Origin of the sequence: Rhizobium sp. 11_C7_N12_5 (assembly GCF_051811145.1) — a bacterium.
Taxonomy (GTDB): Bacteria; Pseudomonadota; Alphaproteobacteria; order Rhizobiales; family Rhizobiaceae; genus Rhizobium; species Rhizobium lusitanum.
The window spans coordinates 547930-570275 of sequence record NZ_JBPWPY010000001.1; the positions used below are offsets into that span (position 1 = coordinate 547930).

General features: G+C 60.4%; 24 protein-coding genes and 1 tRNA gene. 14 read left to right on the top strand and 11 right to left on the bottom strand.

Going from position 1 to position 22346, the window contains the following annotated elements; genetic code table 11:
- Nucleotides 1–20 precede the first annotated feature (20 nt).
- Nucleotides 21–1094: a glycosyltransferase family 2 protein gene (locus AB8B29_RS02620; RefSeq protein WP_113119252.1), complete on the top strand. Its 1074-nt coding sequence runs from the start codon at nt 21–23 to the stop codon at nt 1092–1094.
- Nucleotides 1094–2818: a hypothetical protein gene (locus AB8B29_RS02625; protein ID WP_439006123.1), complete on the top strand. Its 1725-nt coding sequence runs from the start codon at nt 1094–1096 to the stop codon at nt 2816–2818. The genes AB8B29_RS02620 and AB8B29_RS02625 overlap by 1 nt, the downstream gene beginning before the upstream one ends.
- 71 nt (nt 2819–2889) lie before the next feature.
- On the opposite strand, the gene AB8B29_RS02630 is transcribed toward AB8B29_RS02625, so the two are convergent.
- Entirely contained in the window at nt 2890–3294 is a 405-nt protein-coding gene (locus AB8B29_RS02630) for a hypothetical protein (protein ID WP_037193522.1), read from the bottom strand.
- Between the two features lie 301 nt (nt 3295–3595).
- On the opposite strand from AB8B29_RS02630, the gene AB8B29_RS02635 reads away from it, so the two are divergent.
- The 6 genes from AB8B29_RS02635 (at nt 3596) to AB8B29_RS02660 (ending at nt 6874) form a co-directional block, all read left to right on the top strand.
- Nucleotides 3596–3672, top strand: a tRNA-Pro gene (locus tag AB8B29_RS02635).
- Nucleotides 3673–3950: 278 nt separating this feature from the next.
- On the top strand, nt 3951–4769 hold the full coding sequence (locus AB8B29_RS02640; protein WP_081938704.1) for a pentapeptide repeat-containing protein: 819 nt from the start codon (nt 3951–3953) through the stop codon (nt 4767–4769).
- 42 nt (nt 4770–4811) lie between these two features.
- A complete protein-coding gene (locus AB8B29_RS02645; protein ID WP_113119251.1) occupies nt 4812–5309 on the top strand; it encodes a GAF domain-containing protein in 498 nt (165 codons plus the stop codon).
- Nucleotides 5310–5488: 179 nt separating this feature from the next.
- Nucleotides 5489–5938 carry a peptide-methionine (R)-S-oxide reductase MsrB gene (msrB, locus tag AB8B29_RS02650; protein WP_037193527.1) on the top strand — a complete coding sequence of 150 codons (450 nt, stop codon included), beginning with the start codon at nt 5489–5491 and terminating at the stop codon, nt 5936–5938.
- Nucleotides 5935–6462 carry a peptide-methionine (S)-S-oxide reductase MsrA gene (gene msrA, locus AB8B29_RS02655; RefSeq protein WP_037193529.1) on the top strand — a complete coding sequence of 176 codons (528 nt, stop codon included), beginning with the start codon at nt 5935–5937 and terminating at the stop codon, nt 6460–6462. The genes msrB and msrA overlap by 4 nt, the downstream gene beginning before the upstream one ends.
- Complete coding sequence (locus tag AB8B29_RS02660; protein ID WP_113119250.1) at nt 6431–6874, top strand: DUF6314 family protein; 444 nt, start codon at nt 6431–6433, stop codon at nt 6872–6874. The genes msrA and AB8B29_RS02660 overlap by 32 nt, the downstream gene beginning before the upstream one ends.
- Nucleotides 6875–6904: 30 nt before the next feature.
- Here AB8B29_RS02660 and AB8B29_RS02665 read toward each other — a convergent pair whose 3' ends face one another.
- From AB8B29_RS02665 to AB8B29_RS02680, 4 genes are all read right to left on the bottom strand, one after another.
- The gene (locus AB8B29_RS02665) at nt 6905–7990 is read right to left on the bottom strand and encodes a 3-deoxy-7-phosphoheptulonate synthase (protein ID WP_167669521.1); all 1086 of its coding nucleotides are present in this window, start codon (nt 7988–7990) and stop codon (nt 6905–6907) included.
- Nucleotides 7991–8440: 450 nt separating this feature from the next.
- Nucleotides 8441–9502 carry a porin gene (locus AB8B29_RS02670; RefSeq protein WP_037193535.1) on the bottom strand — a complete coding sequence of 354 codons (1062 nt, stop codon included), beginning with the start codon at nt 9500–9502 and terminating at the stop codon, nt 8441–8443.
- 436 nt (nt 9503–9938) lie between these two features.
- The gene (locus tag AB8B29_RS02675) at nt 9939–10469 is read right to left on the bottom strand and encodes a hypothetical protein (RefSeq protein ID WP_246703056.1); all 531 of its coding nucleotides are present in this window, start codon (nt 10467–10469) and stop codon (nt 9939–9941) included.
- Between the two features lie 13 nt (nt 10470–10482).
- Nucleotides 10483–12045, bottom strand: coding sequence for an MFS transporter (locus AB8B29_RS02680; RefSeq protein WP_439006124.1), 1563 nt, complete (start codon nt 12043–12045; stop codon nt 10483–10485).
- Nucleotides 12046–12224: 179 nt separating this feature from the next.
- Between AB8B29_RS02680 and AB8B29_RS02685 the strand changes: the two genes are divergently transcribed.
- Nucleotides 12225–13148, top strand: coding sequence for a LysR family transcriptional regulator (locus tag AB8B29_RS02685; RefSeq protein WP_113119282.1), 924 nt, complete (start codon nt 12225–12227; stop codon nt 13146–13148).
- 309 nt (nt 13149–13457) lie between these two features.
- Here the strand turns inward: AB8B29_RS02685 and AB8B29_RS02690 are convergent, their stop codons facing one another.
- Nucleotides 13458–14036, bottom strand: a complete 579-nt coding sequence (locus AB8B29_RS02690) for a flavodoxin family protein (protein ID WP_037193541.1) — start codon at nt 14034–14036, stop codon at nt 13458–13460.
- 189 nt (nt 14037–14225) lie between these two features.
- Nucleotides 14226–14588 (bottom strand): DoxX family protein, encoded by a 363-nt coding sequence (locus AB8B29_RS02695; RefSeq protein WP_113119248.1) that lies wholly within the window; start codon nt 14586–14588, stop codon nt 14226–14228.
- 143 nt (nt 14589–14731) lie between these two features.
- Here AB8B29_RS02695 and AB8B29_RS02700 point away from each other — a divergent pair, with 143 nt between their 5' ends.
- Both AB8B29_RS02700 and AB8B29_RS02705 read left to right on the top strand, forming a co-directional pair.
- On the top strand, nt 14732–15304 hold the full coding sequence (locus AB8B29_RS02700) for a TetR/AcrR family transcriptional regulator (protein ID WP_047638859.1): 573 nt from the start codon (nt 14732–14734) through the stop codon (nt 15302–15304).
- 255 nt (nt 15305–15559) lie between these two features.
- Nucleotides 15560–15898 (top strand): aminotransferase class I/II-fold pyridoxal phosphate-dependent enzyme, encoded by a 339-nt coding sequence (locus AB8B29_RS02705; protein ID WP_113119247.1) that lies wholly within the window; start codon nt 15560–15562, stop codon nt 15896–15898.
- Between the two features lie 78 nt (nt 15899–15976).
- Here the strand turns inward: AB8B29_RS02705 and cysN are convergent, their stop codons facing one another.
- The 3 genes from cysN to AB8B29_RS02720 form a co-directional block, all read right to left on the bottom strand.
- Nucleotides 15977–17470 (bottom strand): sulfate adenylyltransferase subunit CysN, encoded by a 1494-nt coding sequence (gene cysN / locus AB8B29_RS02710; protein WP_047560559.1) that lies wholly within the window; start codon nt 17468–17470, stop codon nt 15977–15979.
- A 1-nt stretch (nt 17471) separates the two neighbouring features.
- Complete coding sequence (cysD, locus tag AB8B29_RS02715; protein ID WP_047638858.1) at nt 17472–18425, bottom strand: sulfate adenylyltransferase subunit CysD; 954 nt, start codon at nt 18423–18425, stop codon at nt 17472–17474.
- A gap of 126 nt (nt 18426–18551) precedes the next feature.
- Nucleotides 18552–19289: a phosphoadenylyl-sulfate reductase gene (locus tag AB8B29_RS02720; protein ID WP_047560551.1), complete on the bottom strand. Its 738-nt coding sequence runs from the start codon at nt 19287–19289 to the stop codon at nt 18552–18554.
- 490 nt (nt 19290–19779) lie between these two features.
- Between AB8B29_RS02720 and AB8B29_RS02725 the strand changes: the two genes are divergently transcribed.
- Complete coding sequence (locus AB8B29_RS02725) at nt 19780–20226, top strand: RrF2 family transcriptional regulator (protein ID WP_037193559.1); 447 nt, start codon at nt 19780–19782, stop codon at nt 20224–20226.
- Nucleotides 20227–20229: 3 nt separating this feature from the next.
- Here the strand turns inward: AB8B29_RS02725 and AB8B29_RS02730 are convergent, their stop codons facing one another.
- Nucleotides 20230–21591, bottom strand: coding sequence for a chloride channel protein (locus tag AB8B29_RS02730; RefSeq protein ID WP_037193561.1), 1362 nt, complete (start codon nt 21589–21591; stop codon nt 20230–20232).
- 182 nt (nt 21592–21773) lie between these two features.
- Between AB8B29_RS02730 and AB8B29_RS02735 the strand changes: the two genes are divergently transcribed.
- Both AB8B29_RS02735 and AB8B29_RS02740 read left to right on the top strand, forming a co-directional pair.
- Nucleotides 21774–22046, top strand: a complete 273-nt coding sequence (locus AB8B29_RS02735; protein WP_113119281.1) for a YlcI/YnfO family protein — start codon at nt 21774–21776, stop codon at nt 22044–22046.
- Complete coding sequence (locus AB8B29_RS02740) at nt 22043–22342, top strand: type II toxin-antitoxin system RelE/ParE family toxin (RefSeq protein WP_113119246.1); 300 nt, start codon at nt 22043–22045, stop codon at nt 22340–22342. Before AB8B29_RS02735 ends, AB8B29_RS02740 begins: the two co-directional genes overlap by 4 nt.
- Nucleotides 22343–22346: the final 4 nt, after the last annotated feature.

Consider the following 22346-nt stretch of genomic DNA (forward strand, 5'->3'; position numbering starts at 1 on the left):
TCATCTCGATACAGGCGATCATGAACCAGACCTCCCCAAAATTGCTGCTCTCCATCGTTGCCCCCTGCCACAATGAGGAGGAGGGGCTGAAGGAGTTTTGCCGGCGGACGGTGGCGACGGCGCGGGGTGCGGTCGGTGAAGCCTTCGAGGTCATATTGGTGGATGATGGTTCCGCCGACGGCACCTGGGAGATCATCGCCTCGCTTGCGCAGCAGACACCGCAGGTGCTCGGCGTGCGCCTGATGCGCAATCATGGTCACCAGCTTGCCGCCACCGCAGGCCTTGCCGCCTCGCGGGGCGAGCGGGTGCTGCTCATCGATGCCGATCTCCAGGATCCTCCGGAACTGTTGCTGATGATGATGCCGATCATGGATCGCGGCGCGGATGTCGTCTATGGCCAGCGCGTGCGCCGGCAGGGGGAGAGCTGGTTCAAGCTCACCTCCGCCTCGCTCTTTTATCGCCTGCTGTCGCGGCTCGCCTCGGTTACGATCCCGCGCGATGTCGGTGATTTCAGGCTGATGAGCCGCCGAGTGGTCGATATCCTGCTGTCGATGCCGGAGCGCGATCGCTTCATTCGCGGCATGGTGAGCTGGATCGGCGGGCGGCAGGTGGCGCTGCCCTATGAGCGCGATGCGCGTTTCGCCGGCACGACCAAATATCCGCTGCGCAAGATGATCAATTTCGCGATCGACGCCATCACCAGCTTCTCCACCGTGCCCTTGCGGATCAGCACGTGGCTCGGCCTTGCGAGCGCCGGTTGCGCGGCCTTGCTGTTGCTCTACACGCTCGCGCGCTGGATTGCGGGCGAGACGATCGTCGGCTGGTCGAGCATCATGGCGGCGATCACCGCCTTCAGCGCCATCCAGCTTATCTGCATCGGCATCATCGGCGAATATGTCGGCCGGCTGGTGCAGGAGAACAAGAGACGGCCGATGTTCATGATCGAAAGCCTCGTGCAGGGCAATCGATCGCTCGATATCCCCGGCGATTTTTCCGAAATGGACGCAGCGACCAAACGCCGTGCGCTGGAGCAAGCTTTGGGTGGACCGGGTGAGGCGGGCAACAGCGCGGCGCAAGTCAGGGCAGCACGCTGATGTCCCATCAGTCCGCCAATTCGTCATGGGGCGGGGCGACGGCCGCGGCTCCGGCGCGGACCACTGTGGAGGCGGATGCCGTCGTTGTCAGGCAAAGGCCCGATGTCGTCATCGCTGCCTTCGTGGCGGCAGTGGCCGTCTTCGTCGCCATTTTCAAATTCCCGCCGATCCTCGACTATCCCAACCACTATGCGCGCATGTGGCTGCTTGCCGGCGGCATCGATACACCGCCGTTTCAGCAGATCTATGCGATCGATTGGAACAGGAGCTTCACCAATGTCGGCATCGATCTCATGGCCTATTGGCTGGGACCGCTGATCGGTGTCTCGCTGCTGGCGCGCAGCCTGCTTTTCCTGGCGATCGTGCTGCCGCCGCTCGGAGCGATCGCTCTGCACAGGCGCTTGTTTGGCGGCGGCTACTATTGGCAGATCGCCATTCTTTATTTCGCCTGGTGCGCAACGCTGATCGGCGGCTTCATCAATTTCCAGATTGGGCTCGGCATGGCGCTGTTCTTCGCAACAGCCGATCATGCCCTGCAATCGCGAAACCGGGCCGCGCTGTTTGTCTTTCGCCTGCTGGCTGGCCTGCTGCTCACCACCATGCATATCTTTTCGCTCGGCTTCTACATGGCGCTCGTCTGCGGGCTCGAGTTTTCGCCCACCATGGCGGCGATGAAGTTATTTCGCGATTTCATGCGCTTATGCGGCAGGCTGGCGATGGCGATGCTGGCCTGCGCCTTGCCGGCGATCTGTCTTTTCCTCTACCAGCCGGTGCTGCCCGATGCCGGCAACGGCAATCTCGGCGCGTCCTGGAATAATTCCCTGGTTCTGATCCTGGCCAACCTGATGTCGGCGTTCTGGAGCTATACGGTCCTGGCGGATATGCTGTTCCTGATCCCGCTGATCCTCGTCTGCACCAATGCTGTGCGGACACGCCGGCTGCAGCTGCATGCGGGGCTTGCGGTCACGGCAACCGGCCTGCTGCTGCTCGCCTGCCTCTCGCCGCGCCATCTATTGGCTACTGGCTGGATCAGCTGGCGCTTCCCGATCATGGCGGCGCTGGCGGCCATGGTAATGGTATGTCCCTTGCCTCGCCTGTCGCGCCGGCAGGCCCTGCTTGTCGTCACCATGATTTCAGCGGTTGCGCTTGGCAGGACCGCCTGGATCGGTTTCAACTGGTGGCAGGGCGAGGCCGAGGTCGCAGATGTTCGCACCGTGCTTGCCGCGGTACCGGAGGGCGCGGCGATCCTGCCTGTCATGCGGCAGCAAAAGAGTACGCCGCATGTCGTCGACCATCGTTACTTTGCGTGGAATCAGGACACGTTCCGGCATTTGCCGACGCTTGCTATCCCTTATGCGCATAGCTTCGTGCCGACGGTCTTTACCGCCAAGGGCAAGCAGCCATTGACCGTCCTGCCGCCCTGGAGCGATATCGCTGTGCCGGAAGGCAATCTCCTCTCCGTTGGCCTGCTCGATTGCCCCGATGAGATCGGCACCGTCAGCAGCTTTGCGCCCTATCTCGTCAATTGGCGGCAGCGCTTCGACTTCATTCTGCTGGTCAATGCCGATGTCGAGGATCGTTTTGACGGCACGATCCCGAGCGGCGTGCGGCTTGCCGCGGAAACGCCCTTTGCCAAGCTCTATGCTATCGACAAGGCCTTCGTGCCGCCTGCGGGTGCGGTGCCGCCGAAGAGCTGCGCCGAGTTCGCCGCGGCAAATGACTGAGGCCGCATCAAGTCAAACAGGCGGCTCCTTCGAGCCGCCCGTCGAATTGGTTTCCCGATAAAGTCCCTGTTTCAGCTCGCCTTTTCCGGCGGAGCCAGAAGTTCGGCGCAATAGGACGAGCCGCTGACGCCCGGCTGGTCGCCGAGGATGTGGACCGAGCGGATGACATAGCTCTGATTGGTGACGATATCGGCCTTGCAGCTGAGATAGCGCTTGCCGCCCTTCTTGCCATCCTTGGTCGCGATCGTGATCGTCTTGTAGCCGCCGCGCCACGTATAGACGCGATTGCCGCTTTCGTCGCGGTCGGAGAGCGGCGGGCCGTAGGCCGCGAAGAAGCGTCCAGCGGACTGGCCTTCCCAGCGATCCTGAACGGGGTTGCTCGCCATCAGCGGCAGGCCTGTTGTCGTTGCTGTCGTGGTGCTGCAACCGGCTAGCGCCAGCAACAGTCCCGCCGCGGTGATCATGCGGATATTCATCGTGTCGTCCTTGAGCTTCTGTCACGCATTCGGTCGCGGAAAGGCCGCTGTCCCACGACGTTTCCACCTGTCCCGCCTAGGGCTTTAGCGCCAAAGCCGGCAAAAGAAAATTCCCATCCGCGTGTACAAGTGGGATTTTAGTCAATCTGTTGCGTCTTTTGCACGCCGGCCCTTCCAGCGCCTGTTTCCTGCCGATTTTCTAGGCAGCGGCCCTGTAATCTTTTCGTCAAAAATCAAACGGTTTTTTGAGATTGGTGCTTGTGCATCAAAAATGGCTGGTCTATAGAAGCGCCGCTGGTCACGGAGTGTAGCGCAGTCTGGTAGCGCACCACGTTCGGGACGTGGGGGTCGAGTGTTCGAATCACTCCACTCCGACCAGCTTAAAACACTGATCTTTCTCCCGAAAAATCCACCCAAAGCAGTCATCAGAGCGGCGTTGTACTACGGCGAAGCTGGCCATACCCTTGGAGGTTCGTTGAGTTGCCTTCAAGGCTGTGCGCGCCGTTATCGCGCGCCACGGACATCCAGACCGCGTTGAGGATCTGCTTTTGCAAAACCGGCTCTTTTTGTCGCCCAAAGCACCATATACAAAGGAGGCGCGCATGCACCCGACTCGACCGTCGGACGGCTTGCGGGCGCAGAAGCGGAGTGACGGGATGAGTCTTGTTGAAAGGGTGGCTGGGTTGGCCGGAGAGGGACTTGCGTGGCGGCGGCAGCGCTATGGCGCGTGGTCTCGCGACGCTATCGGACAAAAGCCGGGGATTGCAACCGGCGTCGGTGTGTTGGCTCTAGGTGCCGCATTTCTCCTTGCTTCAGGCGGAGATCCTGCGCGCGCCGCTGATTGCGGCAATGTCGCAGCGCCCGGTCTCGACTGGAGCGGATGCAGCAAGACCAATATCATGTTGCCAAGCAGCGATCTGCACGGCGCCAATCTTGCCGGCGCTCACTTCGACAGCACGGATCTGAGCGACGCCAATCTGACCTCCGCCAATCTTGAAAAGGCGACGCTGGTGCGCGCATGGTTGAAGACAGTCCTTGCCGACGGCGCGAATTTTTCAAGGATCGAGGCCTATCGCTCCGACTTCAGCAATGCGTCTGCCAATGGCGCATCTTTTGCCAATGCCGAGCTGCAACGGGCAGAATTCGGCGGCGCTAAGCTTGCCAATGCGGATTTCCAGAAGGCCGAGCTCGGCCGCGCCGATTTCGACAAGGCGGTCCTGTCAGGCGTGAATTTCTCCTTTGCCAATCTCTCCCGTGCGACGCTGGCCGGCGCGGTGATGCAGGGGCCGGTCTCCTTCGGCGGGGCCTTCATGTACCTGACCCGCATCGAAGGTCTTGATCTGACGGCTGCCACTGGCCTCCAGCAGGCGCAGATCAATCTGGCTTGCGGCGACAATACGACGAAGCTGCCCTCGTGGCTGCAGGCGCCCTCCGTCTGGCCATGCCCGCCGGACGATCCGGATGACAAGGACTGACGCTGGTCCTGAGAGAAGAGATCCTTAAGAAGGCAGTGTGCGATGTTTGCAGAGAAGACGATTGAGCACGACAGCAAGCCCGAATTCTATCGCGAGCTTGCCGGCCAGCTGCAAGCCTCGCTTGATGGCGAGGCGGATTCGATTGCCAATGCAGCCAATACATCCGCGCTGATCTTCCAGATGCTGCCCGATCTCAATTGGGCCGGCTTCTATTTCCTGCGGTCGGGTAGCGAGCTTGTGCTCGGGCCGTTCCAGGGCAAGCCGGCTTGCGTTCGCATAGCCGTCGGCCGCGGCGTCTGCGGAACGGCGGTCGAGAAGGCACAGTCGATCCTCGTGGAAGATGTTCATGCTTTTCCCGGTCATATCGCCTGCGACGCGGCCTCGCGCTCGGAGCTGGTGGTGCCGTTGGTCCGCAATGGAAAGGTTTTCGGCGTCATCGATCTCGATAGTCCGGTTGCCGGCCGCTTCGATCGCGATGATCAGGCCGGCATCGAGGCGCTTGCCGCAATCTACACCGCCTCTTGCCAAACGGGCGATTGAGCGCCGACACCGTGGAGTGTCACGCGCTCGTGATCGATATGGCAAATTGGACCGGCGATACCTATATCTCGCCTCGCAACCACTCCCATAACGCTGATCGAGCTTGATATCCGCCAACCCGCTTCCTTTCGCTGGTCCCGGTCAAGTTTGAAATGCGTGCCAAGGGCAAGGAGAACAACATGGGCAATTATAGCAAGACAGCAGAATCGATAGCCAAGCTTACCCCTGAGCAATATCGCGTGACGCAGCAAAGCGGCACGGAGCGCCCCGGTACGGGCGAACTTCTCTATAACAAGCAGTCGGGCATCTATGTCGACATCGTATCGGGGGAGCCGCTGTTTGCCTCTTCCGACAAATTCGATTCTGGCTGCGGCTGGCCGAGCTTCACCAAGCCGATCGAACCAGCCAATGTCAGCGAGCTGACCGATATCTCGCACGGCATGGTGCGCACCGAAGTGCGCTCGGCGCATGGCGACAGCCACCTGGGCCATGTTTTCCCGGACGGACCGCAGGATCGTGGCGGCCTGCGCTATTGCATCAATTCCGCCTCCCTCCGCTTCGTGCCGCGTGACCGCATGGAAGCCGAGGGGTATGGTGCCTATATCGATCAAGTGGAGGATGTAAGATGACTACGGAGCGTGCAGTTCTCGCCGGCGGTTGTTTCTGGGGCATGCAGGATCTCATCCGTCGTTACAACGGGGTCATCTCGACGCGCGTTGGCTACAGCGGCGGCGATGTCCGCAATGCCACCTATCGCAACCATGGTTCGCATGCCGAAGCGATCGAGATCGTTTTCGATCCGCAGAAGATCAGCTACCGTGACCTTCTGGAATTCTTCTTCCAGATCCACGATCCGAGCACCCGTAATCGCCAGGGCAATGATGTCGGCATGAGCTACCGCTCGGCGATTTTCTACACGAGCGAGGAGCAGAAGCGGGTCGCTCTGGACACGATCGCCGATGTCGACGCCTCCGGCCTGTGGCCGGGCAAAGTCGTCACCGAGGTAGCGCCGGTCAGCGACTTCTGGGAAGCGGAACCGGAACACCAGGATTATCTGGAGCGCTATCCGAACGGCTATACCTGCCACTTCGTCAGGCCCGGCTGGAAGCTTCCGGTCCGGCATGCCGACGCAGCGCAGCGCGCGGCGTCCTGACGCGGGGAACAGCTCAATCGGACGGCTGAAACCCTATCTCGGCACATGGGATGTGAGGCGCCGGATCATCGACCGCCTCAATCATTCGCTGGTAACATTCGAAGGGCAGGCTTTTGTGACGCCTGTCCAGTTCGAAGAACATGGCGATACGCACAGCGATCATGCGACGCTTAGAAGCAGCCGCACCTATCGGCTTGACGATGCGGTTGAAGATCTCGTCGTCCGCTTTCCCGGCCTTGCCGAATTCATCCGTATCGGTGACGGCGCGTCACAGCATGTCGTTCATCATTGCGGCCCCGATCTTTACCGGGGCCGTTTTTTCTTTCGAGGGCCGGACGCCTGGGCCGAGATGTGGCACGTGCGCGGGCCTCGGAAGCATTATCTCAGCCTCGCGCACTATCGACGCGCTTAATCAAAGCCGCCTGTTCTGGTTGGGCTTGCCTTATCGGGCAAGCCGCCGCCTTGCCTGCGCAGCTTGCGCCAGATCCTCCAATGTGCGGATGGAGGTCTGCCAGTCAATGCAGCCGTCGGTGATGCTCTGGCCATAGACCAGCGGCTTGCCGGGAACGAGATCCTGGCGGCCGGCGATGAGGTTGCTCTCCATCATCATGCCCTTGATGCGCCGGTCGCCGGCCGATATCTGCTCCGCCACGGCGCTGACCACCACCGGCTGGTTTTCCGGGTTCTTGCTGCTGTTGGCATGGCTGGCATCGATGATGATCCGCGGCTCGAGCCCGGCTTTCAATGCCAGTTCCGATACGGCCTGCACGTTGGTCGCATCGTAATTCGGCTCTTTGCCGCCGCGCAGGATCAGGTGGCAATCCTCGTTGCCGCGTGTCGAGGCGATCGCCGCCAGACCTTCCTTGGTCACGGCCGGGAAATGATGCGGCTGCGAAGCCGCTACGATGGCGTCGAGCGCGATCCGCACATCGCCATTCGTCCCGTTCTTGAAACCGACAGGGCAGGAGAGACCGGACGCCAATTGCCGATGCACCTGGCTCTCGGTCGTCCTCGCACCGATCGCGCCCCAGCTTACGAGATCGGAGATATATTGCGGCGTGATCGTATCGAGATATTCGCAACCGGCCGGCAGACCGATTTCGTTGACATCGACCAGAAGTTTCCGCGCGATGCGCAGGCCTTCCTCGATGCGATAGCTGCCGTCAAGATGCGGGTCGTTGATCAAACCCTTCCATCCGACGGTGGTCCGCGGCTTCTCGAAATAGACCCGCATGATGATCTCGAGATCGTCGACGAAACGGTCGCGCTGTTCCTTCAGCCATGCCGCATATTCACGCGCGGCATCCGGATCGTGGATGGAGCAGGGGCCAATGACCACGATCAGCCGGTCGTCCTCATCGCGCAGGATGTTATGGACAGCGTTGCGCGCCTCGGTGACGGTTGTCGTCACCGCTTCGTCGCGGGGGATCTCATCTATGATGCGAGAGGGCGGCGTGAGCGCCGTGATCTCGACAATGCGCAAATCATCAGTGGAATTCAGCACGGTATCGGTTCCTTGTAAGATCATACCGCGGCGACAAAAAAAGCCGCCAGGTAGACTAGCGGCTGTTCGGGTCTTTGGTGTCGCGTCAGTGTTAACTACGCACAGGCCCGCCTCCGCTGAAAGCAGCGGTACGAATAAAATCGCGAGGCGTATACGCAGATGATCGACATGAGTTGTCTCTACGACAAAAAATGCTTGATGTCGATGATGTTGATGCGGGCAAAATGAAGGAGATTGGCTGCGGCGCCGCCATTCCATCTTACTGACAGATCCGGTCTTCAGCGCCTATTTGCGGATCGTCTGTCTGGGTGAGATATTCTACAATTCTCTACGGATGCCGCTGTTGTTCGTTTGAGAGGCACGGACCCCAAAATTTAACCCCTGCCTCGGAAGGACCGGCCCGACTTCGCTGGAAGTCGGACCAGTCCCCATCCGATCAGGGGTCAAGTCAGATCAGATCTCGAAAACGAGGTCTTAGAAGCTACGCTGGAAGCGCAGAACGCCAGCCCACTGGTCCTGATTGATGGAGTCCCAGTTGGTGTATGAAACTTCCGGCTGAACCAGGAGGTTCTTGACCGGGTTCCAACGAAGGTTGGCGGTCGCAGCGAAGATCTTCGAGTCGGTGTAGGCAACCTGAGCGTTGGCCTGCAGCTTGGCGTCGATCGGAACGGTGACGCCGCCCCAAACAGCCCAGTCACCCCAGCCGATGGTCTTGGCCGGGCCAGCGCCGTTCGAGCTTGCGTACTTGTTCAGCTTGTCGCCGTCGGTGTTCCAGCCGCCCATGACGAAGGCCTTGAAGACGCCGAAGTCGGCATCGGCGCGGGCCTTGATGGCGCCTTCTTCGACGATCGAGTCGTAGCCGCCAACAACCTTGAAGCCAAAGTTGCCAACCTTGTAGCCGGCACCGGCAACAACGTCGGGAGCGTAGTGGTCGGAGCTGTCTTCGCCGTTGACGCCCTTGGCGCCCGAACCGGAGTTGCTGTCTTCGACCGAGATCACAGCCGTGAAGCCGTTGCCTGCGTCGTAGTTGTAGGTCAACTGGTTCAGTTCGTACGGACCGTCATAAACAACGTCGTCGTTGATGACGTTGCCGGCGTAACCGATGTAGGAGTTGTACTGCGAGTCGGCCTTACCAATGGTGAAGCCACCGAGGCTGATATTGGCGAACAGCAGCTTGGTGGTTGTCGAACCGCCATCCTGCCAGTCGAAACGATAGACGGTGTTGGTCTTCAGCGGACCGTATTCGGTGTCCGATGCGGTATCGACGCTCAGCTGAGCGCGGGTGTGCCACAGCGTGCCGTAACGGTCAGCCGGGTTGTAAGCGTTGTACCACTTGCCTTCGGTACGAACCATACCGCCGACCTTCAGGCAGGTTTCCGTGCCCGGGATGAAGAAATAACCAGCGCCGTACGCGTCGCAGATGCGGACGTATTCGAGCGGTTCCGGCTCAGCGGCGACGACAGCGTCGGCTGCCTGAGCGCCAGAAACTACTGCCAGAGCAGCAGCGGAGCCGAGAAGAAGGCTCTTGATGTTCATAAAAACTCCAATCCAATATAGATTGGGCACAGGCTGTCGCGTCGAAAAATCGACGTGCCTTGACCCTATCCCTGTTTAAAAACCCCGACTCGGGAGAAACGGGCCCCACCCGCTTCTGTTCGCTATTAAAGACGAATTCCTGTAAAGTTATATGATATATTTTTCTCGGGATGACTTTTTCGTGAATTTTAAATTCCAGTTGCAGGAAAGCAACATCTGCAAATACAAATAGTAAGTGCGCCATAATATTGGCTGCGCAATAGTCATTCTTAAGAATAGATCGCTGAAAAGGACGGCCTCGGCTGTCGTTCGAATGGCTCAGCGGAGTGGCAGATGCGACTGGAGAGGCCGAGCCGACATGCGCTCAGGCGAGGGCAAAAGCCAAGCATGCCTGCGCCACTGTCAAGCTGGCGTGAGGAGGCAGGCGCCGGTTTGCTCAGTACGACACGGTTCGTTTCGAAGCCGGAGATATCAGCTTGCTGAGCGCCGCGCCGATCATGATGCCCCAAAGACCGCTAATCATGCCGATGATGATATCAAGGGATGAACCGGAATCGCCGCTCGCCAGGAAATGCGAAAGCCAAAGTGCCAACACGCTGCCGATCATCAAGAGGCAGGTGAAGGATGGCGACTGCGGGTAGGCCAGTCGCGCAAGCATGCCGGCCACGCAAAGCGCGCCGGCACGAAATAGGTCGAAGGGATTGCCAAACGCGGCTTGCCAATTGAGATGCGCAAAGGTCACGGCGATGAGCGCCGCGATATAGGTCCATGCAATAATCTTAAAAAACCGGTCTGATATCATTGGGATATGATATAGCAGCGGCACATTTAAACTCCAGTCTTCTGCCATTCCAAAGGCTGCGATCGATGCGATGCGGCGCGCACAATTTATGTGGCGGCGAAACATTCCGTTGCGTTGTGGCAAAGATTTCTGCGTTCTTTGGCCTTCGATTTGCCTTGCTGGCATGCCTCTCGCCGGCTTATGCCTCCGACTCCGTCAGAGCCTCGTCGTCGTCGGGCACCTGGTTCGCGGCTTCGCTGGTGTCGCTCGACGATCCTCGTCCGAGGGAAGAGAAGACGACGATCGCGGTGATGGCGGTGATCGCGGTCAGGAGCCAAAGCAGTGCGCTGAACGCATCACTATAACCGTGGATCAGTGCGGCTTGTCCGATCGCAGGTGCGTTCGCTGCCGCGGCGGAAAGATCGCCGGTGACGAGCCGTTGCGCCGTGGTGGCCGCGTGCTCGCCCGCCGATGTGCCGAGATTGGACTGTATGAAGGCGCTCAAAACAGCGCTGACGACGGCAAGGGCGACACCTTCGCCGGCGACGCGGGTGGTGCTGAAGATACCGGTCGCCATGCCGGCGCGTTCCTTCGGAACGACGCTGACGGCCAGCCCGTCCATCAGGCCCCAGGGCAGGCTGATGCCGGCGCCGATCGTCAGCAGCGGGCCGATCAGCGCCGACGACGCCGAACCGGCAGCGAAATGGCTGAGCCAGAAGAGACCCACAGCCGAAATGACAAGGCCGGCACCGCAGATAGCGGCGGCACTGAACCAGCGCGTCAAAAGGCCGGCGGCGATCGGTAGGATGAGAAGCGGCGCCGAAAGGGCGATCATCATTCGGCCGGCGGCAATCTCGCTCATGCCTTCGATGCCGACGAAGCGCACCGGCAGCAGGATCAGCAGCACGACGAAGGCATAGGCCGGCGCTGCCGCCAGCAATTGCACGCCGACGAAACGCGGATAGCGAAACAAGGTGAGATCCAGCATCGGCCGCTTCACGCTACGTTCGATGATGCCGAAGGCCAGGAGGAGCAATGCGGCGCCGGCTAGCAAGATAATGACAATCGGGTCGCTCCAGCCGGTTTCCGGCGCGCGCAGCACGCCATAGGTGAAGAGCGTGAGGGCGAGCGTGAAGCTCAGCGCTCCCGGCCAGTCGAGCCCGGCCGCATCCGGATCGCGGGATTCGCGCAGAAAGCGCGCACCGAGGCCGAGCGCGAATAGAGCCAGTATAACGACGAGGAGGAAGATAGAGGGCCAGCCGAACGCATCGATCATCAGGCCGGAGGCAATCGGCCCGAAAGCCAGACCGACGCCGAAGCTTGAGCCGACGATGCTGAAGGCCCGCATGCGTGCCGTGCCATCGAATTCCTGGGCAAGGGATGCCATGCCGCCCGAAAAAGCGGCGGCGGCGCCGAGGCCCTGCAGGGCTCTCAATATGTCGAACCAGACGATGTTGCCGGCAAACGCCAGTCCGGCCGAAAACAGCGCGAAACACCCCACTCCAGTCAGGAAGATGCGCCGGCGGCCAAAACTGTCGGCAAGCGCGCCGGCCGCCATCAGGCAACTGCCGAAGGTCAGCATGAAGGCATTGGTCACCCAGTTGAGGGCGATCGGGCTGCCGCCGAGCGTGCGGCCGATGGCCGGCAAGGCAACGGCCGGGCCGGTGAAGGTCAGGGGCATCGCCGCTGCGGCGCAGCAGACTGCGACGAGGACGAAGAGTTTTTCGGTCGCAGTTGCGACCTTTGTCTTGCTGAGGGTCATCGGGATTTCCGTTGGGTTTGAGCAAGGGCGAGCCCACGGGCGGCTTGGGAACGATGAAGGCTTGAACGCCTTCGCCCATGGGCTTCAAATGACCCGATGAAGATAGTTTTGCTGTAATCGGATGATAATAAGGCTATAACTCCATATATACCGGAAAAAAACGCTTGAATGAGGTGCGCATGGATCGCTTGAGCGGCTTGAATGCTTTCGTCCGGACGGCGGATCTCGGCAGCTTTGCCGCTGCCGGTCGCGTGCTTGGCCTTTCGGCCTCAGCGGTCGGCAAGGCGGTCAGCAATCTGGAGCGGCAGCTTGGCGTTCGGCTGCTGCAGCGCTCCACTCGCAGCATCCGCTTGACCGAGGAGGGGCGCCTCTTTCATGAGCGCTGCCGACGCGTGCTCGACGATCTCGACGACGCGCAGGCCTCGCTTGCGCAGGCGGTGGCGGTGCCGCGCGGGCGGCTGCGTGTCAGCGTTCCCATCGTCAGCTATCATTTCCTGCTGCCGATCGTGCCGGAATTCGTGGCCCGCTATCCCGATGTCGAACTCGACATCGATTTCAACGACCGCATCGTCGATATGATCGAGGAGGGGGTCGATGTGGCGATCCGCAGTGGCGATCTGCCGGATTCGCGTCTGATGTCACGCACCTTGCGGCCGTTTCAGATGCTGCTTTGCGCGGCCCCCAGCTATCTGGAGCGCCACGGCGTTCCCGATTGCCCGCGCGCGCTCAATGAGCATGTGGCGGTGCGGTTTCGCTTTCCGAACAGCGGCAAGCTGCAGGATTGGCCCCTGACCTTGCCGGAGGGCGAGCCAGAACTGCGCATGCGAACGGCTTTTTCCTGCAATAATATGGAAGCCGTGCGCGGTGCCACGGTCGCCGGCCTTGGCATCGGATGCATGCCGGATTTCCTCGCGCGCAGTCCGCTTGCGGAAGGAAAGTTGCGAACTGTTCTCGATGATTTCATCAATGAGCCCGGCCATTTCCATGTGCTCTGGCCCTCGAGCCGTCATTTGTCGCCCAAGGTCCGCGTGTTCGTCGATTTTGTCGGCGAGCGGCTCTTTGCAAAGAGCTGCGAAGTCTTGCCCGTTGCTCTCAAAGCTTGAATCAAGGCCTATCCGGGCCACTCTTCAACGGCGATGCAAAATTGCGGAATGAGATAGCAACTGTGTCGGCGGCAACTTTGCGCCAACAGCGGATTTTGCGAAGGTGCCGATGCACGCGGCATGCTTGGCGATTAGGCAGAGCCCTATATGGCGGCGTAGCCGGGCGAGCAGAGCGAGTGACTTCCGTTTATGTCGTGTTTGTTGACGCGATTGCACCGCTGCGTCGCGGGTCGGTCGGTGATGCTGAAAACGACTGCTCTGCTCGCCAGATTCATCTGCCTTTCATATGCCGGGAGTCAGGACACGGCCTCAGGCGTCCTGAGCCAACGCGAACCGCTGTGCGACTCGTGCCACGCGCTCGCCGTAAGTCCGGGCAGTCTCCAGATCGCCGACCGACATTTCGTTCGGGGCTGCGTCGGCATCGGACTGCGCCATGGGCGCGATATACGATCCCATCCTGTTTGCATCGTCCCGCGTCGACGCCTTCACGTTCGCTGGCTTTATCCCCAGGCTGACCCACAGTCCCCCATGCTGTCCTGCCAGAAGAACGAAGTATTCAAGCGTGTTGAGCTTGTCGCCGTTCAGGCTGGCGCTGTTGGTGAAGCCCCCGAAAACCTTGTCCTGCCATTTATTGGTGAACCAGGCCTTCGAGGAAGTGTCCGCGAACTTCTTAAACTGCCAGCTCGGGCCACCCATGTAGGTTGGCGATCCGAAGATGATGGCATCGGCGGCATCCAACGCGGCCCATCCGTCATCGGAGAGGTTGCCGTCTGCATCGATGGCGTAAAGCACTCCGCCCGCACCTTCCGCGACGGCTTCCGCCATCCGCTGGGTGTGGCCGTAGCCGGAATGATAGACGACGACTGTGCTTGCTGTACGATTTGACATGCTGGTTTTGGCCTCCTTCGGGCCGTTGTTTTGTGCTGTCCGGAAGCGAGTTCGCTCCGTCTGGCGTCTTCTTCGAGATGGATTGATGACGGGAGTTCGGACGACACCCGATGCCGCGGCGATGGAGACCGTTATCCAGCCGGTTACGCGCTGGTTCTCATGGTGCCGCCTCTGCTTGCCGCAAGATGCTCAGGCGAGGCCGCTGAGACCGGCCAGTATCAGCAGTAGTAGGAACAGCATTGGCGGCGGGAGTTCCCGATAATTCCGGATACGGACAATGGACGCAATTGCGGCGAGCATGATGCAGGCACCCAATCCGACCCCGATGTAGCGGGTGCCGGCTGTGATCAACAAAAACGCGGTTACAAGCTCGAGGGCGGACGTTACCCAACACCACCAGAATGGGAATCCAAGTTGCACGAAACCCGCGCGGATTTTTGGCTGACCACTCGCGTTGACGATAGCGCCGACGAGGAACGCCGCGGCGGCCAGCCAGACGAGGACGTTTTCGAGCGTCGTTGCGCCCGTGAAAGTTTGAATTGGAAGATTCATTGATTTTCTCTTCGCTGATGAATCATGCCGTTCTGGATATTCTAGCAACGAAATATATTCTAGCATCGCTAGATTGTCAATCGCTGCTCTTTTTGATAGCTTTGGACTTACAAAATTCGCGCGCATGAAGATGAGGGCATGAGGTGGGCAGCAGCGAACGCAAGATCAGGGAACGTGAGGAGCGCGAACGCCGGATAGTCGTCGCTGCGAGGACGATCGCGGAACGTGATGGCTGGCCTGCCGTCACGATCCGGCGTCTCGCCGACGAGATAGAATACAGCCAGCCCGTTCTCTATTCGCATTTCGGAAATCGCGATGAGATCGTCGGAGCGGTCGCTCTTGAGGGCTTCGGCGAATTGGCCACGATACTCCGCGCCGCGATCCGGCCATCCTCCACGCCAAAGGAATCAGTGGAAGGCGTCGCGACCGCCTATCTCGATTTCGCTTTCGCCCGGCCTGCGATGTACGAGGCGATGTTTATCCTTCCAACCGGCCTTCGCTTCGCCAGGTCCGACACGCCGGCACCGCTCCGTGCGGGTTTCGGAGCTATGGCGACCGTGATCGCGCCGTTCTCCCAGGATGTGGATACCGCTACCGAAACTTTCTGGGCGGCACTCCACGGATTGGCGGAGCTTGAGCGCCACGGCAGGATAAGGCCCGCTTTCCGGTCTCACCGTATCACGCTCCTCATGCAGATGGTGTCGGGTCAACTCTGAGAGCGGGTCTTGCGATTAATCCGGTCCCGCATAAGTGGCTTGGAAAATGTGGGACAAGGCAAAGGACCAAAGCTCTTGGAGTTTGGCTGCCGAAACATGCCGTTCGATGGTGGCATTTGCTCCATTAGACAGTAAAATTGAACCACGCGACGCCAAACCCGCCCGCAACCGCCAAAATTTGGAAATCACGATGACTGTTTCTGGAGTCCCATTGTCCATTCCCTGACCCCCTATGTCGCAGGGGAGCAGCCGGCCATGGGCGATGTGATCAAGTTGAATACCAACGAAAACCCCTACGGCACCTTTCATCGGGACTGGTTCGAGAAACATCGCGATTTGATCATTGCCAGCCGGGAACGCCTTTCCATGGCGCTGAAAGAACTCGGCTTCGACGTGCTGCCGTCCTCTGCCAATTTTCTGTTCGCGCGGCACCCGGATCAATCGGGCGCGGAGTTGGCGGCACAACTCAGGAGCCGGGGAATTCTGATAAGGCGTTTTTCCCGGGGGCGCGTTGGCGACTACCTGCGCATCACCATTGGAACGGACGCCGAATGCGAACGGCTTCTGGCGGCTCTCGGCGAAATATTGCGCTGATCCCAAGTGTAGGGGGGCATTCAGCAGCAGAGAGGCCGACGGAGGTCGGCCTCTCTGCTGCTGAATGCCCAGCCGTGATCAGATATCGCTGGCTGCGTTCGACCAGATTTCCGCGGCCTGCGCCGAGGTGACGCGGCGGACTTCCGTCTCGTCGCGGCGGCTGGCGAAGAGTTCGCTCGCCATGATTTGCTCGGCGAGATCGGCCGGCAAGGACAGGAGAACGCGCTGGCCCTCCTTGTGGATACCGCCGACATCGGTGCGCTTGCCGGTGATCATGCCGCCGGCGACCGTGTTGTTGCTCTCGGGATCGATCAGGATGAAGGAGCCGGTCGAACGGTTCTGGTCGTATGGGTCGAAGACGGCGGCTTCGTCGAAGGAAAGGCGAACCTTGCCGATGGCGTTCATCCACAGCGATTGAGCCGGTGCCCAGGCGCCGGTCTTCAGTTCGAGCTGAGCGATCGGCTGCACCTGCACACGCTGGCGGCGGCTGCCGCTCTTCAGCCAGTAGCGCTTGCCCGGCTCGATGCCCTCAGGCTGCAGCGCGACGATCTGCGCATCGAAGGAGAGGCCGGATTGCGGCTGGCTGTCGATCGCGACAATCATGTCGCCGCGCGAGACGTCAACCTGGCGGTCGAGGACGAGCGTGATCGCATCGCCGGCAACGGCGGCGTTGCGCACCAGATCGAAGGTGACGATCTTCGAGACGTTGGCGACCATGCCCGAAGGCAGGATCATGACGCTGTCGCCCGGCTTCACCGAGCCGCCGGCAACCGTGCCCTGATAGCCGCGGAAGCTTTCGCCGGGGCGCGAGACGCGCTGCACAGAGAGACGGAAGCCGACCGTCTGCGCCGAGCGAACGGTTGCCGATTCCAGCGCCTCGACCAGCGTCGGGCCATTGTACCAGGGCATGGCGGCCTGGCCGGAATAGACGACATTTTCGCCCTTCAGCGCCGACATTGGAATGGCCGTGATCTGCTTGACGCCGAGCGAAAGGGCGAATTCGCGGAAATCGTGCGAGATCTTCTCGAAGCCGGCGCGGTCGTAGTTCGTCAGGTCGATCTTGTTGACGGCCAGCACGAACTGCTTGATGCCGAGCAGCGAAGCGATCGTCGCGTGGCGGCGCGTCTGCTCCAGAATGCCCATGCGGGCATCTACAAGCAGCACCGCCAGATCGGCGGTGGAAGCGCCCGTCGCCATGTTGCGGGTATATTGCTCATGGCCGGGCGTGTCGGCAACGATGAAGGAGCGCTTGTCGGTCGAGAAATAGCGATAGGCGACATCGATGGTGATGCCCTGTTCGCGCTCGGCCTGCAGGCCGTCGAGCAGGAGCGCGAAGTCGGGCAAGCCGAGATCGTTCTGCTTGCCGGTGGAATCGCGCTGCAGCGTGGCGGCCTGGTCTTCCTTGACCGCCTTGGTATCCCAGAGCAGGCGGCCGATCAGCGTCGACTTGCCGTCGTCGACGCTGCCGCAGGTGAGCAAGCGAAGCGGGCGCGAGTCGCGGACGGCCTTGGCCGGTTCGGCGGCGGCCCCGACAGCGGGCAGGGTGACGGCGGCGTTGGCGTTTGCGGTCATCTCAGAAATATCCTTCACGCTTCTTCTTTTCCATGGAGCCGGACTGGTCGCGGTCGATGGCGCGGCCCTGACGTTCGGAAACCGTGGCGATTTCCAGCTCTGCAATGATTTCTTCAAGGGACGTGGCGGTGGAGCGGATCGCACCGGTCAGCGGGAAGCAGCCGAGCGTACGGAAGCGGATGAGTTCCTCGCGCTTGACTTCATCCGGCAGCAATTCGAGCCGCGGATCGGCCGCCATGATCATCATGCCGTCGCGCTCGACGATCGGGCGCTTCGCGGCGAAATAGAGCGGCACGATCGGAATGTCCTCGGCCTGGATGTAGCGCCAGATGTCGACCTCGGTCCAGTTGGAGAGCGGGAAGACGCGCACGCTCTCGCCCTTGCGGATCTGGCCGTTATAAATGTTCCAGAGCTCCGGGCGCTGATTGCGCGGATCCCAGCGATGATCGGGCGTGCGGAAGGAGTAGATGCGTTCCTTGGCGCGCGAAGCCTCCTCGTCGCGGCGGGCGCCACCGAAGGCGGCATCGAACTGGCCGGCATCCAGCGCCTGGCGCAAGGCCTCCGTCTTCATGATGTCGGTGTAGCCAGCCGAACCATGGGTGAAGGGCGTGATGTTCTCCGCCTTGCCGCGCGGGTTGATATGCTCGATCAGGTCGAGATCGTACTTCTTCACGATCTCGTCGCGGAAGGTGATCATCTCGGCAAATTTCCAGCCGGTGTTCACGTGCAGCAGCGGGAAGGGGATGCGGCCGGGATAGAAGGCCTTGCGCGCCAGATGCAGCAGCACCGAGGAATCCTTGCCGACCGAATAGAGCATCACGGGACGCTCGAATTCGGCCGCAACTTCGCGAAAGATATGGATGGCTTCGTTTTCCAGCGCCTTCAGGTGCGGATCGAGCGGCGGCTTGACGCTTTGCGGATTGGAAAGTTCCGTATCCGGACGGCTATCGGGCATGTATGACTCCAGAACTTCAATTGTCCCGACCGGAAATTTGGCCGGAAAGAATGGCTGCGTTGGTTCCCGGTAGATCGGCGGCGATGAAACGCGCTTCAGATCGGAGCCGGGAACCGGCGAGGTATGCTATTGAGCGGCGACCGTGGCCTCTTCGTGAACATGCAGGCCGCATTCACGCTTTTCGTCGTTCTCCCACCACCAGCGGCCGGCGCGCTCGGGCTCGCCTGGCTTGATGGCACGGGTGCAGGGTTCGCAGCCGATCGACGGATAGCCGCGGGCATGCAACGGGTTTACCGGGACGCTGTTATCCGCGACGTATGCGCGGATAGCATCGATATCCCAATCGGCCAACGGATTGATCTTGATCAGGTTGCGCTCCGGGTCGAATTCGGCAAACGGCGTATCGGCGCGGTTGGTGGATTGGCCGCGGCGCAGGCCGGTGATCCAGATCGTGGCGCCGGACAGTGCACGCGCAAGCGGCTTCAGCTTGCGCACGCCACAACAGGCATGCCTGGCTTCGACGCTCTCGTAGAAGCCGTTGAGACCGTACTTTTCGGCATAGGCGTCAATATCAGCCTTTTCCGGTTCGTAACGGACGATATGGATGTCGTACTGGCTTTCCGTCTCGTCGATCAAGGCGAGCGTTTCAGGAAAGAGACGGCCGGTCTGCAGCGTCGCGACTTCGATCGGCAGGCGATGGTTGCCGATCTCCGCCGTGATGACCTGGTCCTCTATCCCGAGCGAGGTCGTGAACACGGCGCGGCCGCCAAGGCTGGCGACCAGGGACAGACGGCCTGCAAGATCGAGCGATGCCAAGCGGCTGTTCAGCGTCGCGGCGTCTTCAATAAGGGTAATGGCAGTCATGGGGGATCCTGTCCTGATATTCTCAGGAGTATCGCAGCTCGCAGGGGCAGCGGACAGAAAAATAGATTTCGAAAGCAAGCGGCTGGAGAGTAAATATCTCCATGAAGCTGCGCCGATAAGGAAAAGCGACCGCCTCGGCTGTTAACCAAGGCGTTTTGCCACCTGAAGCGGCTGCTCGGAAGCACCTGAAATGGCTAGCCATCTTTAAGTGCTTGCTTTAATGTCTATAGAAATAGTAGAGTTACACATAGCTTGTCAAACGGAAATCGGAAGTGATGGCCAAAATGATGCGTATTGGCGGATTTTGAGTTAAACTATGAGCATAGAGACAAAAGAATGAAAACAAGGCTGGGTTGCCAGCGTTTTCCCGACGTTGCCCCATTGGTGTCTTCGCTCCGGAATTAGCCGTGGACGAAGTCTGCAGAGTTCTCAAACGATCCGGCTGAACCGATCGGCCGAACGTATCGCATGTGTGTGTAAGCGGTTCGAAATGATTACTCAGAAAGCAAAATATGCGCTGCGTGCGCTATCGGCCCTTGCCCAGTCCGAGGCAGGCGCGCCGATGATGATTTCCGATATCGCGGCGCAGCAAAGGATCCCGAAAAAGTTTCTGGAGCAGATCCTTCTCGACCTGAAGCATCAGGGCATCGTGATCAGCCGGCGCGGCAAGCAGGGAGGTTATCTCCTCCGCAAGCCGGCCGACGAAATCACCTTCGGCGAGATCCTGCGCGTTATCGACGGGCCGCTGGCGCCGCTGCCCTGTCTGTCGCTCACCGCCTATCGTCGTTGTGACGATTGTGACGGTGAGCAGACCTGCGAAATCCGGCATGTCTTCGCCAGGGTCGCCGATGCAACCCGCAAGGTTCTTTTCTCGACGACCATCGCCGATGCGGTGGCGCAGCCTGACGGTGCCGCGGTCACGAGGCTGATGGCCTGACCTTCAGTGAGCGGCGGTTTCCTCGCCCGCTTCCTTCTCCATGGCACGCCGCGCGCGGATGGCCGCCGCGATGAAGACGCGCGACAGGCCGTGATAAAGCGGCTCGCGCGACAGCAGCCGCGACGTCACATAACCGATCATCGAGACCGCCATGATTGGAATCACTGCCTGATGGTCGCCCGTCATTTCCAGGATGATGACGAAGGCCGTCATCGGTGCCTGGACGACGCCGGCGAAATAGCCGGCCATGCCGAGAATTGCCGCAAGTGCGACACCGCCACCGACGAGTTGGCCGACCGTGCTGCCAAAGCCGGCGCCGACGGCAAGCGAAGGCGCAAAGATGCCGCCGGGAATGCCTGAGATCATCGACAGGAAGCTCGCAAGCAGCTTTTCGACGAAGAAGAGCGCGGGCAGGGCATGTCCCTCCACAGCGCCGCGGGCTTGGTCGTAGCCGGTGCCGAAGGTCTGGCCGCCCGAGAAGACGCCGATGGCGGCCACGACGAGGCCGCACAGGCCGGCAAGGATCAGCATGCGCTGGAGCGGCTGAGGCTGCGCCCAGCGGCGGATGCGGATGCCGGCATAGAGCGCAAATCCGCTGAAGGTGGCGCCGAGAGCGCCGCCACCGACGCCGCAGATCAGCATGACGATCCAATCCCTGAGCATCGTCGGCGCGGCATCTGCTGTGCCGAAATAATTATAGCTGCCGGAAAGGCCGAGGGCTGCAAGGCCGGAAAGGATGACGGCCGTCAATACCAGGCCGTTGGCACGCGATTCATAGGTGCGGCTCATCTCCTCGATCGCAAAGACGATCCCGGCAAGCGGCGTGTTGAAGGCTGCGGCGATGCCGGCCGCGGAGCCGGCAAGGATCAACCCCTTCGCCTGCGCCATGCCGCCAAAGCGGGCAACGGCCAGCATGAAGGACGCGCCGACCTGCACCGTAGGTCCTTCGCGGCCGATCGAGGCGCCGCTGAGGAGCCCGAGAACGGTCAGCACGATCTTGCCGAAGGCAAGCCGTAGCGACAGCAGTTTCGTACGGTCCTCGGGGTGATGCAGATGCCGCGCGGCGATTGCCTGCGGAATACCGCTCCCTTGCGCGTTGGGAAACAAGGTCGTGGCCAGATAGGCTGACAGCACGAAGCCAAGCGGCGTCAGCACGAGCGGCAGCAGCCAAGTCCATTCTCCGGAATGGGTAACACCCGCAAAGGCGCGCTGCGCCAGATCGGCAAGCTTCGCAAAGCCGACACTGATCACGCCGATCGCTAGAGCCCCCGTCCAGAAGACCAATCGCGGCCGCCAGAGCTGAAATGAACCCCAGAAGACGCGGGAACGGCGGAGCAGCTTGGACTTACGATAGATGGGGGGCATGAGGCTTTTTAACCGGTGGATCGAGCGATGTGTCCATTTAGGACTCAAGTCTGAACAGTCTGCTTAAAAATGGCGGATGAGGATACTCACACTGTCTTACAAGACTTCAATTAACCGCGGACGTTTACATGAGCGTTGACATGTTCCAATTGCATCGCAATTGCAACGCACAAAGGTGGGTCATGAAATCCGCTTCCATTCCTTCGTTAAGAGTCGACCCGGAACTGCGCGCCGCCGCTGAGAGTGTGCTGAAAGAGGGGGAAACGCTCTCGGCTTTTGTGGAGAATTCGCTAAGGGCTCAAATCGATCACAGACGGGCACACGCGGAATTCATCGCGCACGGCTTGGCTGCGCGAGAGGAAGCCAAGCGTACAGGGATCTATTATAGCGCCGATGAGGTGGTTGGCGAATTGAAGGAGATGCTTGCAGCAAAGATAGCGCGCAAAGCAAATTGAAATATGCAGTTCGCTATGCCAGCTCGGCTCGTGACGATATCAAGCGGCTTTATGCCTATCTGCTCGACCGCGATGAGAACCCCGCCAAACGTGCCATTTCGGTCATTGAAAGTGCGATGAAGATGTTAGCGGACTTTCCGTTCAGCTGCCGCAAGGCATCGGTGGATAATCCATTTCTCCGCGAGCTCGTCATTCCGTTTGGGTCTGCCGGTTACGTCGCGCTGTTTGAAATCGAGGATAGCGAGACGGTGACGATATTGGCGATCAGGCCTCAGCGCGAGGAAGACTATCACTGATGCC

Excerpts from the sequence above, each read along its gene's own strand:
- AB8B29_RS02620 (WP_113119252.1), top strand. The coding sequence starts at position 21 with ATGAACCAGACCTCCCCAAAATTGCTGCTCTCCATCGTTGCCCCCTGC.
- AB8B29_RS02625 (WP_439006123.1), top strand. The coding sequence starts at position 1,094 with ATGTCCCATCAGTCCGCCAATTCGTCATGGGGCGGGGCGACGGCCGCG.
- AB8B29_RS02630 (WP_037193522.1), bottom strand. The coding sequence starts at position 3,294 with ATGAATATCCGCATGATCACCGCGGCGGGACTGTTGCTGGCGCTAGCC.
- AB8B29_RS02640 (WP_081938704.1), top strand. The coding sequence starts at position 3,951 with ATGAGTCTTGTTGAAAGGGTGGCTGGGTTGGCCGGAGAGGGACTTGCG.
- AB8B29_RS02645 (WP_113119251.1), top strand. The coding sequence starts at position 4,812 with ATGTTTGCAGAGAAGACGATTGAGCACGACAGCAAGCCCGAATTCTAT.
- msrB (WP_037193527.1), top strand. The coding sequence starts at position 5,489 with ATGGGCAATTATAGCAAGACAGCAGAATCGATAGCCAAGCTTACCCCT.
- msrA (WP_037193529.1), top strand. The coding sequence starts at position 5,935 with ATGACTACGGAGCGTGCAGTTCTCGCCGGCGGTTGTTTCTGGGGCATG.
- AB8B29_RS02660 (WP_113119250.1), top strand. The coding sequence starts at position 6,431 with ATGCCGACGCAGCGCAGCGCGCGGCGTCCTGACGCGGGGAACAGCTCA.
- AB8B29_RS02665 (WP_167669521.1), bottom strand. The coding sequence starts at position 7,990 with ATGATCTTACAAGGAACCGATACCGTGCTGAATTCCACTGATGATTTG.
- AB8B29_RS02670 (WP_037193535.1), bottom strand. The coding sequence starts at position 9,502 with ATGAACATCAAGAGCCTTCTTCTCGGCTCCGCTGCTGCTCTGGCAGTA.
- AB8B29_RS02675 (WP_246703056.1), bottom strand. The coding sequence starts at position 10,469 with ATGCCAGCAAGGCAAATCGAAGGCCAAAGAACGCAGAAATCTTTGCCA.
- AB8B29_RS02680 (WP_439006124.1), bottom strand. The coding sequence starts at position 12,045 with ATGACCCTCAGCAAGACAAAGGTCGCAACTGCGACCGAAAAACTCTTC.
- AB8B29_RS02685 (WP_113119282.1), top strand. The coding sequence starts at position 12,225 with ATGGATCGCTTGAGCGGCTTGAATGCTTTCGTCCGGACGGCGGATCTC.
- AB8B29_RS02690 (WP_037193541.1), bottom strand. The coding sequence starts at position 14,036 with ATGTCAAATCGTACAGCAAGCACAGTCGTCGTCTATCATTCCGGCTAC.
- AB8B29_RS02695 (WP_113119248.1), bottom strand. The coding sequence starts at position 14,588 with ATGAATCTTCCAATTCAAACTTTCACGGGCGCAACGACGCTCGAAAAC.
- AB8B29_RS02705 (WP_113119247.1), top strand. The coding sequence starts at position 15,560 with ATGGGCGATGTGATCAAGTTGAATACCAACGAAAACCCCTACGGCACC.
- cysN (WP_047560559.1), bottom strand. The coding sequence starts at position 17,470 with ATGACCGCAAACGCCAACGCCGCCGTCACCCTGCCCGCTGTCGGGGCC.
- cysD (WP_047638858.1), bottom strand. The coding sequence starts at position 18,425 with ATGCCCGATAGCCGTCCGGATACGGAACTTTCCAATCCGCAAAGCGTC.
- AB8B29_RS02720 (WP_047560551.1), bottom strand. The coding sequence starts at position 19,289 with ATGACTGCCATTACCCTTATTGAAGACGCCGCGACGCTGAACAGCCGC.
- AB8B29_RS02725 (WP_037193559.1), top strand. The coding sequence starts at position 19,780 with ATGATTACTCAGAAAGCAAAATATGCGCTGCGTGCGCTATCGGCCCTT.
- AB8B29_RS02730 (WP_037193561.1), bottom strand. The coding sequence starts at position 21,591 with ATGCCCCCCATCTATCGTAAGTCCAAGCTGCTCCGCCGTTCCCGCGTC.
- AB8B29_RS02735 (WP_113119281.1), top strand. The coding sequence starts at position 21,774 with ATGAAATCCGCTTCCATTCCTTCGTTAAGAGTCGACCCGGAACTGCGC.